Below are 14,041 nucleotides of genomic sequence, written 5' to 3' on the forward strand. Positions count from 1 at the left end.
CGTCATGCCCCCCACGGCCATTCCCCTCATGGCGACCCGCCGCCGCGTTCTCGGCTGGCTGGGCGCGGGTGTTGCCCTGCCGGTGCTGTCCGCCTGCGGCAGCGGCGATGCCGAGGCCAGGACTTATCCGGTCCATTACAGCGAAGCCGAATGGCGCCAGCGGCTGACGCCGGCGCAGTTCCATATCCTGCGCGAAGAAGGCACCGAGCGCCCCTATTCCTCACCGCTCAACAAGGAACACCGCGCGGGCACGTTCCTGTGCGCGGCGGACGGGCATCCGCTGTTTTCCTCGAAGACCAAGTTCGACAGCCACACCGGCTGGCCCAGCTTCTGGAAACCGCTGCCCGGCGCGGTCGGCATGTCGACCGACTACAAGCTGGGCTACCCGCGCACGGAAGTGCACTGCGCGCAGTGTGGAGGCCATCTCGGTCATGTCTTCGATGACGGGCCTCCCCCCACCGGCAAACGCTATTGCATGAACGGCGCGGCGATGACGTTCCAGCCTGCCTGAATACGGGCAGCCTTCGGGTAAAGGCAAAGCCCCGAACCCGATAGGGTTCGCAAGGCCGAACGGCCGCCCGAGCTTATGCGAGGAAAGCCAAGGCCGCGGATGCGGCCGCCCGGCGCCTGAGGGAAAACAAACACCTGAGGGCCAATAAACGATGGGGCGGCGTGCGCCACATTGATCGGTAAAAATGGCTGATAACCTATGGCTACAACAAATGCGGTTTTTGAAAGGCCCCCAATAAAGCCCCCGAAATTCGCGGTTGTCAGCGAATGTTCGCGAAAAATCGCCACGCGTGAGCAAACCATTCGCACCGTCAACAATGCCTTAAGCTGGCACGGGGCATTATACCATCTGCCCCCTAAGGCGGGGGGGGGGGGCTTGGGCGATGAGCGCAGCCGGTTAGGTAGGTACCATACAACATGAGGGCCGGAGGCGTTTGGGGGTGATTGACATAGCCAAATACGATTTCCCGCAAGAAGCACCCGCGCATCCATTCAAGACCGTAAAGCTGTCGGAGTTGAAGCGCGCGCTCCTCGCCAAGCACTTGCACGGCAAAATTCCCAACATTCTGCCGCGCAAGAAAATTCGAGATCCTTTCAGCGGTCGCTTTGTATGGGCTCGGCGTGCTCAGCATCCGATGCTTCGCCGAGCGGAGCAATGGTGCTCAGCCCAAATTTTGTCAGATTTGAGAGCTGGGAAACTGACTGCTTTTGTGCCCGCAAATTCGAACGGTGTTTATTGCAGGATTGAACCCCCATTTTGGCAGGACCAATTTGCTGGCCTTTCAGTCGGGCGCAGTCTGCTTCACTTCGACGATGGAAAGTCGGTCCCCGGAGAGTTGTTAGGGAAGACTGTATACGTCTTTGAAGAATGCGCGCTCGAATGGTTGGCCGAACGGCAAATCGGTGAAAACAATCCAGCCTTTCCTGCTGTATTGCGGGGAACTGCGATGCCACAAAAAGTGCCGAAGGCATTGGGGCGCCCACCAAGCCGCATCGAAAAATGGTGTGTTGATACTGGTCTGGAAATCCTGGCCGAACGCGGAGGCATCTCGCCCAACTTTAAGCAGACCCACTTAATCCAGCAGATTTATGCTCGTAGGCCCGAGAATTGGAGCGACGAAGAACCAAGCGATTCTTCAATGAAGCGTTATGCCCGTAAAGCAATCAAGCTGTTCGATGGCAAAGGGTGAGGGCAAACGGATCATAAGGCTCATTTGACCCAACTGAGCCGACCCATACGACAAAACAGGAGACACCTCCGATTGTCAGCACGTGCTGGCGGTAACATTCGGAGGACAAATTGCTTCACTTCACGACATCAATCACAGAAGCGACCAAGGCGCTGGGCCTCGGTCGCACTTCTATCTACGCACTCATCAACGAAGGCCGGTTGGAAACGGTCAAAATTGGCCGTCGCAGGCTGATCAAGGTTGAATCGATCCGTCAGCTTTTGGAATCCCGCTCGTGAGCGCGCAGCGGACGCGCAACGCAGCGCAGTTGAAGGCAGCTATGCTGGCCGCCTTGTCAGAGTTGGTCCGCCAGTGGCTTCCGGGCGGTGAGCAACAGGGAGACACCTATGTTGCACTCAATCCGCGCCGGAATGACCGCAACCTCGGATCGTTCCAGATAAATACCCGGACAGGCCAATGGCGGGACCATGCCATTGGCGTTGGGGGTGGCAATCCTGCTTCTCTCTACGCCTACCTGTTTACGGGCGACGACTATGGGGCTGCTTTCAAAGTACTGCTCGATGATCCATTGGTCACAGCCTTGGCTGCCAGTGGGGTAACTGCACCCCCTGCAAATGTTGCTACCCCGCTAAAGCGGTTGCCCGCAAAACTGGCCGAAGTTCGGCGCGCGTATGACGAGGCCGTGGGCCTATCTGGCATGCCTGCCGCCACATACCTGCAAAGCAGGGGCTTGCGCCCAAACGAGGCCTGGGACGGTCTGAGGGCATCGGTGCAGCATTACCCCGGTGTTGGGGCCTGCCCTGCGCTTTTGGCGCCCATAGATGACCTCGAGGGCACCCTGATCGGCCTGCACCGCACATACCTAACACTGCACGGTCACAAGCTGGGCGTGCCGGACCCGCGCCGCACGCTGGGATATGTGAAGGGCGGCGCTATTCGGCTGGGCCATGCCACCGACGAACTGATCATCTGCGAAGGGTTGGAAGACGGCCTTAGCTTGTTCCAGCAGATGGATGGGGCAATCGCGGTTTGGGTCGCGGGCGGAACGGCCTTTCTATCGTTGATGATGATCCCTCCGGAAATCAGCAAATTGACTGTGGCCGCCGACAACGACGAGCCGGGTGAACGCGCCGCGCTGAAAGCAGCCGACACGTTTGCTATCGGCAACCGGGATGTCAGCATCATGCGTCCCGAACCTGCCTTCAAAGATTTCAATGACCAGCTTCGGGGGATTCGTCGTGACTGACAACATCAAGAAGCAGTACAAGGAAGCCGAAAAGGTTGAACGCGCCGCCCCGCTGCCGCTGCGTCGTGAAATAGCCCCACCCCAGCGTTTCCCGGTGGATGCGCTCGGTAAGGTGCTCGGCGACGCTGCCAGAGCTATCGTCGACAAGGTCGCCTGTCCGGATGCCATTGCCGCACAGTCGGTCTTGGCTGCAGCATCGTTGGCGGCACAGGCCCACGCCGATGTTGTTCATCCGGCAACTGGCGATAAGCGTCCGCTGTCATTGTTCATGATGACGATTGCTGCATCCGGCGAACGGAAGAGCGCGGCGGACAGATTTGCGCTTGAACCAGTGAAACTACGGGAAGCCGAACTCCATGAACAGCATGGTCTGGATCAGCGCAAACATGCCGATGCGTATGACGCGTACCAGCGCGCTCGCGAACATATATTACGCAGTTGCAGGGACAAACCCGCTGAGGCCAAGAAGCAACTCGCTGCCTTAGGGGCCGTGCCGTCACCGCCATTGACGCCATTGCTGACCGCGCCTGATCCCACTCTTGAAGGTTTGCACAGGCTGATGTCGGGGGGCGAACCTTCGATCGGGTTGTTCAGCGACGAGGGTGGAACCTTCATCGGTGGCTACGGCATGTCTGAGGAGTCGAGACTTCGCACTGGAGCGGGTCTATCCAGCCTTTGGGACGGCACGCCAGTCAAGCGTGTCCGGGGCGGCGATGGCGTCTCCATTCTCAGAGGGCGCAGGTTGTCCATGCACATTATGGCGCAACCGGGAATTGCTGAAGCTATGCTGGCAGACCCAACCCTGCAAAATCAGGGGCTGCCGTCCCGACTTCTTGTCTCTGCCCCTGCGAGCCTTGTCGGTACAAGGATGCAGAAGGTGCAGAAAAAAGACACCGGGCCTGCTTTGAAGAGATACCAGAAGGTGCTTCTCGCCCTCCTGCGTAAGCCTCAAAAGCGTGTTGGACCGAGCAACCCCGAACTCGACCCGCGCCCAATATCGTTGTCGGCGAGCGCTCGGAAAAAGTGGCAAGCCTTTGCCGATGACTGCGAGCGCGAAATGGCCGCCGGGCAACGCATGGAGCCGATTCGTGCATTTGCCAACAAGTTGCCTGAGCACGCGCTTCGGATCGCGGCGGTATTGGAGTTGGTCGACAATGTCGATGCCACCGAAATCAGCGGCAACACCTTCGACAGAGCCGCAAAGTTGGCTCGGTACTACGCTAGTGAAGCGTTACGGCTATTCGAACACGGCAGCGCATCCATTGAGATACTCCGCGCCGAGAAGGTCTTGAACTGGCTGCACGACAAATGGGGAAAGGCAAGAGTCGGACTGGCACACGTCTATCAGCTTGGCCCCAACCCCGTGCGGGAAGCCAAACTGGCGCGGGAGGCCATGCTAATTCTGGAACAACATGATTGGGTGGCAAAGATCGAATGTGGCGCCAAAATTGAAGGCAAGCGCCACCGGGAAGCGTGGGATATTATTAAGCATTAAATTATCGAAAGTGTCGGGCGGTAGCTATGTCTCCGCCCGACATGCCCATTAGATCTAGTAAGCTAAACTGAAACTAAGCTGCTGCATCCTCGATTTCTTCTGGCGAAAGGTATTTATAATACGGGCTGTGAGGGACTGGATGCGTGGTACGGCCAGATTGCAGTTCGCGAACGGGAGCAACGAGAGGGAGGGTGATCATTTCCGCCCGCCAGTTTCCCGGGCGGCGATCCGAAGAGGGGACATTACGACCGGCCATGCGCTTGTCGTCAATGGCTTCGCCCGTGTTGGGGTCGAACTTGCGCATGTTGATTTGCGGTTCCAGCTTGTTTCCCGCGTCATCTCGATTCATAGCATCGCGCGAACCATAGCCGCGGCTTCTCACGCCGCCATGGTTTGAGCCATCGCCCGACCATTCCCTGAATGTGAATCGGCAATTTCCGCTTTCATCCATAGCGTAGGTCAGCAATTCGTTAGGGTCGCGGGAGTTTGGAACCGCGTCACCGGCACGTGCGATCTGAATTTCAGGATAAGTTGGGAAGAGTCGTTCTCTGGTTGCCACGTCCTCGATGTGGTCGAAGAGACCTATTTCCTCGGCGATGCGCAAGATTGGGCCCATACGGGCGCTTCCAGCCGATCCACGCTTGGCTCGCAGCGTCGGATTGCCTTGCATGAGATAGGGCTCAACGACTTCGGCGTCCAAGCGATCGAAGAACTTTGCCACAAGAGGATCTGGCATGTCTCGCCGCAGCCGAATAAGGGTAGTCGGCGCCCCACGACGATAAGGGCCAACAATTACACTGTGTGGACTGGTCTTATAAAAGTAATCGCCTTGTTCGCGCTTGTAGTCATCGACTAGTTGTGCGTTATCGGCGGACAGTACCACCGTCGAGGACTTGCCGTACCCGCACGCACGTCCTAACGAGCCCTGCAGCAGCGCGTTGAGATTGGCGGCCTTACGAGAAAACTCGAGAAACCATTCCACGCTGTTTGGAAACGCGTCACCCATTCGGGCGCGGCTCGTAACCGCGATCAAAAATGGCAAATCGGGACGATCGCGCTTCTTCAGAGCACGCTTGACGCTCATGCCTTTGTACTCGTTTCCAAAGTACTCGACTACTTCAATCTCGTCCTCGGGAAGGTCAAGATTCTCGATCAGGCGGTGTGATCGCAAGTTATTATTGCACAAGCGAATGCAAATTCCCGTAGGAATGTCCACCCGCTTTCGGGCCAGCGTGAGAATGGCTGCGCGCAGTGTTTCCTCCACCTTTCGTCTGTAGTGTTCTTGGTTGTCCGCGAAGCCGATCTTGTCAGCATAACGTGAAAAGACGTGCGGCAACGCTTCGTAAGCCTGCAACGACACGTCCTTAAGGAACGGGATGTCCAATTCGTCAGCCAATTCGTCGAAGCTCATGGTCCGCGGCGGCTCAACGTTGGCCTCGCTATCAATGACCTTGCCGCCAAAGTAATTGAAACCCAAATACGACGAGGTCAGATACTGACGCACTTTCCAAACCCCGTTGATACCTTCCAATTCGTATGGAGTGGCTGAGAGGCCGATGAATACGCGGTCACTCGCGTCGTCCCCCAGCGCTTCGTCAATCGCATCGAAAATGCGGAGCAAGACACAGGGACGGCGCTCCACCCCATCTTCAACTTTTACGAATCTGTCGCTGGCGCCGAATTGGGGTTCGTCGATGATCAAAAGTGGTGAAAAGCCCTTGGAATTTGCATCGCGGCAAAGTTTGGCGACCTGCCTTATTGCATCGCCTGGAACGCGCCGCTTAATGAAATCATCAAGCTTCGGTCCCATCATCGTATCTGGCAGTGCGCCTTTCAGGACATGTTCGCGATAGGTGTTGATCGTTGGCGAAAAGCTGAAAAACGGATCGATGCCATTGCGCTTCACATAGTCGATGAGCTTACAACGATTCTGCTCATCAACGACCACTGCCAACTCACCATAATAATCCAGAAACCGCGCGATCTCGATGCGCGTCTGGTCCTCCTGGCTCGTTTGGCTGGTTATCAGATAGATCGGGTAGAGGCATCGCTCGGTTAGCATGTACACAATTGGTCCCGCGAGTTGCAGAGCCAAGGATGTGGTAGTTTTCCCAGATTGCATCGCTCCCAGCACAAGCCCGTTCTTTTGGGGGGCCGTGAGAATTTCGCCGACGCATTCAAGCGCGGTCATAAGCTGGGAATCGTGCAGGACGCCCGAATCGTCCTCGCGATCACAAAAACGCGCGACACGGCTGATATTCGCACCGGACTTAATTGCTTGCACCGCCCGATCCGCATCCAATGTGACGCCCAATCCCAAGGCCATCGCATGATCGTTGAAGACGCGAGCTACCTCAGACAGGTGAGCGGCATATTCTTCAATGCGCGCGCCGACGTTTCTTATGCCGACATCAGAGGTCGTTCCGTCCGATCGAGCTTGATGAATCGATGCCATTGCGACCTCTTCGCTATCTCGCAATTATTCTTCGCACATTAATTCATGGCCGGAAATTTTTGTCAATTTAATTTATGCAAGATATATTCATGTTGATGAACTGTTCATCATCGTACATCATAACGGTGAGGAGGCATTGATGGCGGCAAGAAAGATGCCAAAGGTCCAAGATCGGCTAACAATTTCGCTTGAAGCGGGTGACCGTGCCAAGCTGGAAACCCTTGCCAACAAAACCGATCGCAGTCTCGCTTGGCTAGTTCGCGAGGCGATCAAGCAGTATCTCGCCGACCGCGAGAGCGGTGTTGCATGACTGACACCCTCAGCTGCGCAGAAAGAAGTGAACGAATGCGACGGGTCCGGTCTCGTGACACGAAGCCCGAACTCGCCCTGCGGCGGATCGTTTGGGGGCTTGGCTTCCGCTACCGAAAAAACAGCCAATCGATCATTGGCCGACCCGACCTCGCTTTCATCGGGCGCAAGCGCGTGATTTTCCTGCACGGATGCTTTTGGCACCGGCACGACTGTCGTGCGGGTAGACGCGTCCCCAAGTCCCGCATCGATTTTTGGCAACGCAAATTCGAGGACAACGTCAGACGCGACGCTGTGGTTGGCGAGACGTTGGCTCGCGATGGGTGGAAGTCGCTCGTGATTTGGGAATGCCAACTCGCCAACGAGGATGAAGTGGCTCGACGCGTGAAGGGTTTCTTGGATGCGTAGCGTCGAATTGTTCGCAGGATGTGGTGGCTTGGCCCTCGGCATCGCGCGAGCTGGATTTGAGCACGAGTTGGTTCTTGAATATGATCAAGACTCCGCGAACACCTTGAGGGAGAACAAAGCCCGCAGGATTCAACACGTCCGTCATTGGGAAATAGCCGAGGCCGACGTTCGCGAGGTGGACTATGGACGCCACGAGGGAGCCGATCTGGTTTCTGGCGGGCCACCCTGTCAGCCATTTTCGATAGGTGGGAAACACCTAGGCCCGCGCGATCCACGCAATATGTGGCCCGAAGCCATCCGGGCAGTAAGAACCATTCGCCCCAAAGCCTTTATTTTCGAGAACGTTCGCGGCTTGTTTCGTCCGGACTTTTCTGAATATCGCGACTACATCACCCTACAGCTTACCTATCCAGAGATCGCGCCAAAAGAGGATGAGTTCTGGCTAGATCACCTCCGCAGATTGAAGCAACACTCGAAAAGCCGGGAGGGCGCAGCTGTTAGCTATCGCGTCCTCTCGCAGTCAATTAACGCAGCAGATTACGGCGCACCCCAAAAGCGCCACCGAGCCATCTTCATAGGCATCGCAGGAGCCTTCGGGGAGGAATGGAGCTTTCCCGCGCCTACTCATTCTCAAGAAGCGCTAGCGTGGGCCAAGCACATTGACGGTTCTTACTGGCAGACACACGATATGCGGCGGGGCTTCAAGCCATCGTCGGCTACCGAAACACGGTTGGCGGCACGGCTGGCTAAAACCAAGGAGAAGCCCAGCACCAAGCCTTGGGTAACGGTGAGGGATTCGATCGTCGATCTTCCAGCTCCCCTCAAGTCCCCCAGCGCTTCAGGGCATTGGCAACATCCCGGCGCGCGTGTTTATCCCAATCACACAGGAAGCTGCCTTGATGAACCAGCCAAGGCGCTCAAGGCGGGCGATCACGGCGTTCCAGGGGGGGAAAATATGCTTGTCTCACCGCGTGGAAACGTAAGGTATTTCACCGTTAGGGAAATGGCCCGTTTGCAGAGCTTGCCGGATGACTATTATATTTCAGGAAGCTGGAAAGCGGCCACACGACAGCTCGGAAACGCCGTGCCAACGGTTGTGGCGGAGTTAATCGGCAAGGCGGTCAAGAAGATCATCGATCCCTTGCCCGTCACTTGAGCTTGTATATCCCGCACTGTCCGAACAGTGCCGAAGGCGGACTGTCATAAGCTATCTTGTTGCCGCCAAGGCATGCTGCGCCATTTCGCGGCAGCACGGGAATGATACATTGAACGATCTGTGAAGTCATGAATCCAGGCATGGCTCCAAGCTGGCGCGTTTGTATGAATGGCGTCCTCAACCCAAATTGAGTCAAATTCGATCAAGGGCATTTTTGCCCCCTTATCGCCCGAATCAATTCGACGCATGAGTGCGCTCAGCCGTTCTTGTTCTGCCTCGGCCTCTTGCTGATCTGTCTTTGCGTCGTAAGGTTTCTTCCGCGTTCTCTGGAACACAAGATGCAAGAACTGATTTCCCGATAAAGCAGCGTGTTCCGCCGCCTTTTGTACGGCCTTGAAGAAATTTGCATCGCGATCAAATACAAATATTTTGGCCTGGAAAAGGTCATCCGGTTCACTTGAAGGCCAGCCCCATGTTTCGATATATCCCCAACCTAATTTTTCATTACTCCCATCAAAATCGAACTCTACTTCAACCGGTAAAAGTGGGTGGCCTCCCCCGTATACATCGTGGATGACGCCAACGGCACTTGCACTTCGCTGCTCCTTGTTGGGCAGAACCATGTTGGTGCTGACTTTGCTAATTGCGACGGTCAAAGGCCAATGTGTGAACAGGTGAGCGGTGTCCAATTCAACCGCTCGCTCCACGAACCTTGAAGTACTATTCTTCTTCTTTCTACAGAACACTTGTGCCTCCGAGTTGCGCCACTCATGGGGCTTTGTTCATGCCCAATTCCAATGGCGAGACGAGCGCCTGTCGATCAGGCTTCATCCAGTCGAAATGACACGTTTAGTATACAGACGTTACCAGAGGCTTGCTGCCACATCGGCGCATGGATGTGGTCCAGCTTCTTGGCGAAAATGTTCGGCATTACCGAAAGCTAAAGGGCATGACCCAAGAGCAGCTTGCCTTAGAAGCCGAAATGGAACGCAGTTATGTCAGCGACCTTGAACGTGGGACTCGCAATCCATCGGTTCGCGCGCTCGCGCGGCTCGCAGAAGCACTACAGGTCGAACCGCAGTGCCTGCTTTCGCCGAAATCTGTTTCCAAGCCATGATGGAATGGACGCGCCAGTATGAGTAGAGCCGGGCAACAATTCTCAGATTGCTGTAGACGGCCCAAGCGATTAGCATTTTAGCGGTTGTAGCGGCACCCACTTGCCCAAGGTAACTCTACAATCGGTCGCGTTTTGGCCGCAACGGTTCCAAAGACGATCCATTGAACAGCAAAGCTGAAATCAAGTCACTCAAAACAAGCATTATATTTACTGCAAAGCGTGGCCTTGACGCCTCTGCAAACCGGCCTTTTAAGCACTATATTGCTTGGCTGGAGCATGCGCCAAGTAATGCATTGATGCACCGAACTCCGCTATGCTGCTGGCCGATTGGCAATGGGGAGGATGTCTGCCCCCTTGCGCAGCGAATCTAAGTGGTCCGACCACCACTGGGCCATTGCGACACGTTCGTTCCAGTGCGCCCCACGATGGTATGCGGCGCGCACTTTGTCACTATCACCATGTGCCAAGGCGCGTTCGATGGCGTCTGGGGACCACTTGCCAGACTCATTCAGAAGGGTGCTGGCCATGGCGCGAAAGCCGTGCGCCGTCATTTCGTCGCTCGCGTACCCCAAGCGTCGCAACCCGGCATTTAGGGTGTTCTCGCTCATCGGGCGCAAACGGGTGCGGATTGACGGGAAAACGTACCCGGATGGGCCAGTGATTGCGTGAATCTCGCGGAGTAGGCCGACGGCTTGGCGCGACAACGGAACGTGGTGGACCTTCCGCATTTTCATCTTGCCAGCAGGGATAGTCCAGGTGCCTGCATCGAGGTCAAACTCGGACCATTCTGCGTGTCGCAATTCGCCGGGACGCACGAACACATGCGGGGCAAACTGCAATGCAAATCTTGTGATGCCTTGGCCTTCATACCCATCAATCGCCCGCAGCAACTGGCCGACGCGGGCCGCATCGGTAATTGCCCCATAATGCGTTACCTTGGGAGCCGTGAGGGCGCTGCGCAGGTCGCGAGTAGGATCAGAACGTATGCGCGCCGTCGCAACCGCGTACCGGAAAACCGCGCTGGCCAACTGCTGCATGCGGCGCGCACTCTCGTGGTTGCCCTTGCCGTCAACCTTTTGGAGCGCCGAGAGGACGTCTGCGGGCTCGATTTCGCCAATCGGCATTCGCCCTATCGACTTATTGAGTAGGCCGATCAGGTTCTCATTGCGAACAGCGGTGGTGAGTGCCCAAGCGTTCTGTCCGTCTCGCTTACGCTTTTCACAGTATTCTGCAGCGATCCCGGCAAACGTGTTTTCGGCCTGCAAGCGGGAGCGGATTTTATCTCGCTGCTTTTCGCGCGCCGGGTCTTTGCCTGCTGCCATCAGTTCGCGCGCTTCGTCGCGCCGCTTGCGGGCTGCGCTCAAACTGATTTGCGGATAGCTACCGATGGAAAGCTTCTTTTCCCGACCTTCCATTCTGAATTTCAAGCGCCAGAGCTTGCCACCTGAGGGCGTAATCAGGAGATACAGGCCGCCGCTATCGGCCAGCTTGTAGTCCTTCTCACGGGGCTTCGCGTTTCGGATGGCGGTATCGGTCAGTGCCATTCTGGGGGCCTTTTGAAAGCCCCCGAATCAAAAGGCCCCAATAAGGCCCCCAATTCGGGGTGACTGCCAGCAGACTTTCGCGAACGCTGGCGGTTGAACACCACCTCAAATATGGCTGATTTCTTGGATTTGTAAAGCCGACGACGGACTTCGGTGATCAAGAAATTGGTGCGGGCGGCGGGACTCGAACCCGCACGAGCAAAGCTCAGGGGATTTTAAGTCCCCGGCGTCTACCATTCCGCCACGCCCGCACGGACAGACCGCCGCGCTCTGGCAGATCGCGGGCGGCCGGGCAACTCTCTGCAGAAGGGATTTTCCCGGCTCGCTGTGCGAACCGGGCGGCAGGTCAGGAAACGTTGAGCTTGGCGCGCATTTCCTTGCCGGGCTTGAAGTAGGGCACGCGCTTTTCGGGCACGTCCACCGTCTCGCCGGTGCGCGGGTTGCGGCCCTTGCGGCCTTCGCGGTGGCGCGTCGAGAAGGCACCGAAGCCGCGCAGCTCGACGCGGCCGCCATCGGCGAGGCGCTGGGCGATCTCGTCGAAGAAAGTATCGACCGCGCGTTCCACGTCTTCCGGCCGCAGTTCCGGATTATCCTTGGCCAGTATCTGGAGAAGCTCCGATCTGATCATTGCCCCGTCTCCCGAAAAAAATCGTCAAAACTCCTGCGAATCATAAAATTACACGAGTTTGCCTGATTAGCAGCCATGAAAATGCCATCCCGGCTGCCTTCGCGCAATGCCCTAGCTCTTTGCGTCCGAATCGGGCCGGTGCGCGGACTTCGGCAGGCCCGTGCTCCGGCGCTCCCCCATTTACAGGCCGGTTTTGCTTGGTAACTTGCGGGCCCTTCAGGCGGTCCTTCGGGACGTAAAAGGATAACAAGACGTCGCATGAAGGATATCGCAAGCTGGACAGAGGGTGACTGGATCGCGGCGATCGCCGCCATTGCCCTGTTTGCCGTACTCGCCATCGGCGGCGTGATCGCCACCCGCAAGAGCGAGGAATTCGCCGGCCACCCCCGCGGCCTCTTCGTGCTGTTCTATGCCGAGATGTGGGAGCGCTTCTCCTACTACGGTATGCGGGCGCTGCTGATCCTCTATCTGGTCAAGTTCTGGCTGTTCAGCGACAGCCAGTCCACCCTGGTCTATGGCGCCTATACCAGCCTCGTTTACATTACCCCGGTGCTGGGCGGCTATCTCGCCGACCGCTGGCTGGGGCAGCGCAAGGCGGTGGTATTCGGCGGCCTCGTGCTGGCGCTCGGCCACCTGTTGATGGCCTATGAAGGCTTGCAGGGCGTGACCGATCCCGCGGTCAAGCAGGCGGACCCGGCGATCAACGTGTTCTGGATGGCGCTGGCGCTGATCATCGTCGGCTCGGGCTTCCTCAAGGCCAATATCTCGGTGATCGTCGGCCAGCTCTACGGGCTGCGCGACGGGCGCCGTGATGCCGCCTATACGATCTTCTACATGGGTGTGAACACGGGCGCCGCGCTCGGCTCGATCCTCGTCGGCTATCTGGGCGAGACGATCGGCTGGTCCTGGGGCTTCGGCCTGGCCGGGATCGGCATGGTGCTGGGCCTCATCATCTTCATGGTGGGCAAGCCCGCGCTCCAGGGCAAGGGCGAGCCGCCCGCGCCGCTCGCGAAGAACGGCGAATTCCTGCTCTATGGCGTGGGCGCGGCCTCGGTCGCGGTGATCTGGCTGCTGATCCAGTACGTCAGCGTGATCCAGACGCTGCTCATCATCACCGGCATCGCGATGCTGCTCTACACGCTCTACGAGGCCTTCAAGCTGCCCAAGGAACCGCGTGAGCGCATCTTCGCGATCCTGTTCCTGATCGCGCTCAATCCTATCTTCTGGGGTCTGTTCGAACAGGCGGGCGGTTCGCTCAGCCTCTATACCGACAAGTTCGTCGATCGTGGCGGCGTGCCGACCAGCCTGTTCCAGTCGATCAACCCGATCTACATCGTGCTGTTCGGGCCGGTCTTCGCCGGGCTCTGGCAGTGGCTGGGCAAGCGCGGGTGGGAACCCTCTGCTCCCGCCAAGTTCGGCTATGCGCTGATTCAGGTGGGCCTTGGTTTCCTCGTCTTCGTGTGGGGCGCGGGCACGCATGATCCGGCGGTGATGACCTCGGTCGTCTTCGTGTTCCTGATCTACCTGCTGCACACCACCGGCGAGCTGTGCCTTTCGCCCGTCGGCCTTTCGGCCATGACGCGCCTGGCACCGGCGCACCTCGCCAGCTTCATCATGGGCGCCTGGTTCTACATGACCGCGGTCGGCAATTTCGTCGCAGGCAAGATCGGCGAGGCGACCGGCGGCGAAGGCGGCGAGATGAGCAAGGAAGTGACGCTGGCGATCTATACCAAGATCGGCTGGATCACGATCGGCGTCGCCATCGTCGTCCTGGCGCTTTCACCGATCGTGAAGCGCTGGATGCATCTCGATACGCTCGACGACGGGGCGGACGGTCTGGCCGGCCGTGACGAAGTCGGGCTGGAAGCACAGGAAGCCGGGATGCACCCGGAACTCAAACCTAACGCCTAGGCCTAACGCCTAAGGACGAAACAGGGGCACGACATGCGGGGCAAAGCGGTAACCGGCAAATGGAGCGCGGCG

The 14,041-nt window shown here is 57.7% G+C and carries 15 protein-coding genes and 1 tRNA gene; 10 read left to right on the forward strand and 6 right to left on the reverse strand.

Going from position 1 to position 14,041, the window contains the following annotated elements; genetic code table 11:
* Positions 1-4 precede the first annotated feature (4 nt).
* A complete protein-coding gene (gene msrB, locus NN5_RS07530) occupies positions 5-511 on the forward strand; it encodes a peptide-methionine (R)-S-oxide reductase MsrB (RefSeq protein WP_067733525.1) in 507 nt (168 codons plus the stop codon).
* Here msrB and NN5_RS25715 read toward each other — a convergent pair.
* Entirely contained in the window at positions 469-798 is a 330-nt protein-coding gene (locus NN5_RS25715) for a hypothetical protein (RefSeq protein ID WP_157081053.1), read from the reverse strand. The genes msrB and NN5_RS25715 overlap by 43 nt on opposite strands.
* A 152-nt stretch (positions 799-950) precedes the next feature.
* On the opposite strand from NN5_RS25715, the gene NN5_RS25720 reads away from it, so the two are divergent.
* The 4 genes from NN5_RS25720 to NN5_RS25020 all read left to right on the forward strand — a co-directional run bounded on the left by NN5_RS25720 (position 951) and on the right by NN5_RS25020 (position 4,441).
* Positions 951-1,700 carry a hypothetical protein gene (locus NN5_RS25720; RefSeq protein ID WP_157081054.1) on the forward strand — a complete coding sequence of 250 codons (750 nt, stop codon included), beginning with the start codon at positions 951-953 and terminating at the stop codon, positions 1,698-1,700.
* A 110-nt stretch (positions 1,701-1,810) separates the two neighbouring features.
* Entirely contained in the window at positions 1,811-1,978 is a 168-nt protein-coding gene (locus NN5_RS07535; RefSeq protein WP_245656325.1) for a helix-turn-helix domain-containing protein, read from the forward strand.
* Entirely contained in the window at positions 1,975-2,946 is a 972-nt protein-coding gene (locus NN5_RS07540) for a DUF7146 domain-containing protein (RefSeq protein WP_067733527.1), read from the forward strand. The genes NN5_RS07535 and NN5_RS07540 overlap by 4 nt, the downstream gene beginning before the upstream one ends.
* Positions 2,939-4,441 (forward strand): YfjI family protein, encoded by a 1,503-nt coding sequence (locus NN5_RS25020; RefSeq protein ID WP_169800965.1) that lies wholly within the window; start codon positions 2,939-2,941, stop codon positions 4,439-4,441. The genes NN5_RS07540 and NN5_RS25020 overlap by 8 nt, the downstream gene beginning before the upstream one ends.
* A 73-nt stretch (positions 4,442-4,514) precedes the next feature.
* On the opposite strand, the gene NN5_RS07555 is transcribed toward NN5_RS25020, so the two are convergent.
* Positions 4,515-6,896, reverse strand: a complete 2,382-nt coding sequence (locus NN5_RS07555) for a hypothetical protein (RefSeq protein ID WP_067733532.1) — start codon at positions 6,894-6,896, stop codon at positions 4,515-4,517.
* A 139-nt stretch (positions 6,897-7,035) separates the two neighbouring features.
* Between NN5_RS07555 and NN5_RS25025 the strand changes: the two genes are divergently transcribed.
* Genes NN5_RS25025 through NN5_RS07565 form a run of 3 tightly spaced genes read left to right on the forward strand, consistent with a single transcriptional unit; the run spans position 7,036 to position 8,769 of the window.
* Positions 7,036-7,206: a ribbon-helix-helix protein, CopG family gene (locus tag NN5_RS25025; protein ID WP_084384801.1), complete on the forward strand. Its 171-nt coding sequence runs from the start codon at positions 7,036-7,038 to the stop codon at positions 7,204-7,206.
* Entirely contained in the window at positions 7,203-7,613 is a 411-nt protein-coding gene (locus NN5_RS07560) for a very short patch repair endonuclease (RefSeq protein ID WP_067733533.1), read from the forward strand. Before NN5_RS25025 ends, NN5_RS07560 begins: the two co-directional genes overlap by 4 nt.
* A gap of 28 nt (positions 7,614-7,641) precedes the next feature.
* On the forward strand, positions 7,642-8,769 hold the full coding sequence (locus NN5_RS07565) for a DNA cytosine methyltransferase (RefSeq protein WP_245656327.1): 1,128 nt from the start codon (positions 7,642-7,644) through the stop codon (positions 8,767-8,769).
* Between the two features lie 44 nt (positions 8,770-8,813).
* Here the strand turns inward: NN5_RS07565 and NN5_RS25725 are convergent, their stop codons facing one another.
* Positions 8,814-9,425 carry a hypothetical protein gene (locus NN5_RS25725; protein WP_169800966.1) on the reverse strand — a complete coding sequence of 204 codons (612 nt, stop codon included), beginning with the start codon at positions 9,423-9,425 and terminating at the stop codon, positions 8,814-8,816.
* 236 nt (positions 9,426-9,661) lie between these two features.
* On the opposite strand from NN5_RS25725, the gene NN5_RS25030 reads away from it, so the two are divergent.
* On the forward strand, positions 9,662-9,886 hold the full coding sequence (locus tag NN5_RS25030; protein WP_084384802.1) for a helix-turn-helix domain-containing protein: 225 nt from the start codon (positions 9,662-9,664) through the stop codon (positions 9,884-9,886).
* 311 nt (positions 9,887-10,197) lie between these two features.
* On the opposite strand, the gene NN5_RS07570 is transcribed toward NN5_RS25030, so the two are convergent.
* The 3 genes from NN5_RS07570 to NN5_RS07580 form a co-directional block, all read right to left on the reverse strand.
* Positions 10,198-11,430, reverse strand: coding sequence for a tyrosine-type recombinase/integrase (locus NN5_RS07570; RefSeq protein ID WP_067733537.1), 1,233 nt, complete (start codon positions 11,428-11,430; stop codon positions 10,198-10,200).
* A 166-nt stretch (positions 11,431-11,596) separates the two neighbouring features.
* Positions 11,597-11,681, reverse strand: a tRNA-Leu gene (locus tag NN5_RS07575).
* Between the two features lie 95 nt (positions 11,682-11,776).
* Positions 11,777-12,058, reverse strand: coding sequence for an integration host factor subunit beta (locus tag NN5_RS07580; RefSeq protein WP_067733539.1), 282 nt, complete (start codon positions 12,056-12,058; stop codon positions 11,777-11,779).
* A gap of 258 nt (positions 12,059-12,316) precedes the next feature.
* On the opposite strand from NN5_RS07580, the gene NN5_RS07585 reads away from it, so the two are divergent.
* Entirely contained in the window at positions 12,317-13,969 is a 1,653-nt protein-coding gene (locus tag NN5_RS07585; protein WP_067733541.1) for a peptide MFS transporter, read from the forward strand.
* The last annotated feature ends 72 nt before the right edge of the window (positions 13,970-14,041 follow it).

This window comes from Novosphingobium naphthalenivorans NBRC 102051, from assembly GCF_001590985.1.
Taxonomy (GTDB): domain Bacteria; phylum Pseudomonadota; class Alphaproteobacteria; order Sphingomonadales; family Sphingomonadaceae; genus Novosphingobium; species Novosphingobium naphthalenivorans.

Excerpts from the sequence above, each read along its gene's own strand:
- msrB (WP_067733525.1), top strand. The coding sequence starts at position 5 with ATGCCCCCCACGGCCATTCCCCTCATGGCGACCCGCCGCCGCGTTCTC.
- NN5_RS07555 (WP_067733532.1), bottom strand. The coding sequence starts at position 6,896 with ATGGCATCGATTCATCAAGCTCGATCGGACGGAACGACCTCTGATGTC.
- NN5_RS25025 (WP_084384801.1), top strand. The coding sequence starts at position 7,036 with ATGGCGGCAAGAAAGATGCCAAAGGTCCAAGATCGGCTAACAATTTCG.
- NN5_RS07560 (WP_067733533.1), top strand. The coding sequence starts at position 7,203 with ATGACTGACACCCTCAGCTGCGCAGAAAGAAGTGAACGAATGCGACGG.
- NN5_RS25030 (WP_084384802.1), top strand. The coding sequence starts at position 9,662 with ATGGATGTGGTCCAGCTTCTTGGCGAAAATGTTCGGCATTACCGAAAG.
- NN5_RS07570 (WP_067733537.1), bottom strand. The coding sequence starts at position 11,430 with ATGGCACTGACCGATACCGCCATCCGAAACGCGAAGCCCCGTGAGAAG.
- NN5_RS07580 (WP_067733539.1), bottom strand. The coding sequence starts at position 12,058 with ATGATCAGATCGGAGCTTCTCCAGATACTGGCCAAGGATAATCCGGAA.
- NN5_RS07585 (WP_067733541.1), top strand. The coding sequence starts at position 12,317 with ATGAAGGATATCGCAAGCTGGACAGAGGGTGACTGGATCGCGGCGATC.